This is a genomic window from Pseudomonadota bacterium, from assembly GCA_016195085.1.
GTDB lineage: Bacteria > Pseudomonadota > Alphaproteobacteria > SHVZ01 > SHVZ01 > JACQAG01.
The window spans coordinates 1-1,396 of sequence record JACQAG010000081.1 but is presented as its reverse complement, the minus strand read 5'-3'; the positions used below and the strand labels follow the sequence as shown (position 1 = coordinate 1,396).

Annotated in this window: 3 protein-coding genes; all 3 read right to left on the bottom strand. The window is 65.1% G+C overall.

From position 1 onward, the window contains the following. The coding region (locus HY058_21360) for a hypothetical protein (protein ID MBI3499855.1) at positions 1 to 303 on the bottom strand (303 nt) is incomplete at its 3' end. A 160-nt stretch (positions 304 to 463) separates the two neighbouring features. After that, positions 464 to 955 (bottom strand): hypothetical protein, encoded by a 492-nt coding sequence (locus HY058_21355; GenBank protein MBI3499854.1) that lies wholly within the window; start codon positions 953 to 955, stop codon positions 464 to 466. Next, the coding region (locus HY058_21350) for a hypothetical protein (protein ID MBI3499853.1) at positions 955 to 1,396 on the bottom strand (442 nt) is incomplete at its 5' end. The genes HY058_21350 and HY058_21355, both read right to left, overlap by 1 nt.

Genomic DNA, 1,396 nt, shown 5'->3' with positions numbered 1-1,396 from the left:
GCCCGGCCAGTCGACGAGGCCGAAATCGTAGAGCCGCAGCAAGCCCGGCCGATCGATCGACTTCATCGCCTTGGCACCCTCGAGGCGCGCGGGCAGCTCGGGCCCGCACACGAGGGCGACGCGCGGCAGGCCGGGATCGCGCGTGTCGGTCGCGGCATAGGCGCGCACCGTCGCCGAGGACATCTCGGTTATCGGCGTGGACGGGAAGATCGAGAAGCGGTTGCCGAGCGCCACGGCCGGGCCGGACGGCCCCGCGGGTGCCGCTTTCTCTTCCGGCTCGACGATGTTGGCAGGCTCGGCCATGAACGAACGGTTGCCCTTCCTCGTTGCCGAGCCTCCCGAATCGAAGGCCCGACAAAAGCGCAGGAGTGTACGCTGTTAAGGATTCACAAACCGTTAATTAGGATAAGAAGACTATTTTGTCAAGCCCGATCTCGGCCGTCGCCTTCCGGAAGGGCCGCGCCTAGGCACCACCCCGCCCCGGGAACTCTTCGCGCACGCGCTCGCCCCATTCGGCGACAAGGTTCTGCTGGTGGCGCAGAAGATGGCGCAGGCGCGCCTCGGCCCGCGCCTCATAGATCGCATTGACGGAAACCGGAAATATCCAGCTCATCGCATAGGCAATCAGCGCCGCTGCATAGACCGTAAGCCATGCGAAGGGACTGCCCAGAATTTCACGCCCCGCCGAATGGCTTGCCTGCGTAAGTCCGTCGAGCAGAAACGGCAACATGGCGCTTACGCTCAAGGTTCCGACGGCAATCGTGTCGTTCTTCTCCCTGGTCGTATCGACGACATAGGCGGCGAGCATGGGCAACAGCCCCGCCACTGCGAACAGCCAGAGCCAGGGCACGTTCCACGCAAGCCATGCGACGACCGCAAGGACACCCGCCGCCGACGTCACGGTCGTGACCGGGTTGCGCTTCGGGAATTCTCCGGACCCGGGTTTTCCGGCCATCAGAGAAGCTTGAACACGAGGGAGCAAACTCCGATGACGCCGGACATGCACGCCGCGGTAATTGCCGCAGCCTCCTTTCCGTCGCGCCGTGCGGCTTCGGCCCGCGCTGCCCGGCCATTCCGGATCTCGACAATTTCCGCTTCGGCATTCACGTACGATTCGTGCGCGGCATCGAAGGCCCGCCTGTCGATCTCGCGCATCTTCTCGTTGTCGACGAGGTCGAGGAGCTGCATGAGATCGCCCTCCTGCGAAACCTTGTTGAGCTGGCCGATCTGCGACCGGCGCAGCGGTAGATGCCAGAGCCCGTCGACGAACTGGCGCACGAGGCCCGCACACCATGCGGTGAGCTTGGGCACCGACGGCGGCCCGAACTTCTCCTGCAGGTCGGCGAGCAGGCGCAGGATCGAGAGCCCGCCCTGCACGTCCACCTGCTCGGGATTC

Coding starts and splice junctions, on each gene's coding strand:
- HY058_21355 (MBI3499854.1), bottom strand. CDS start 955: ATGGCCGGAAAACCCGGGTCCGGAGAATTCCCGAAGCGCAACCCGGTC.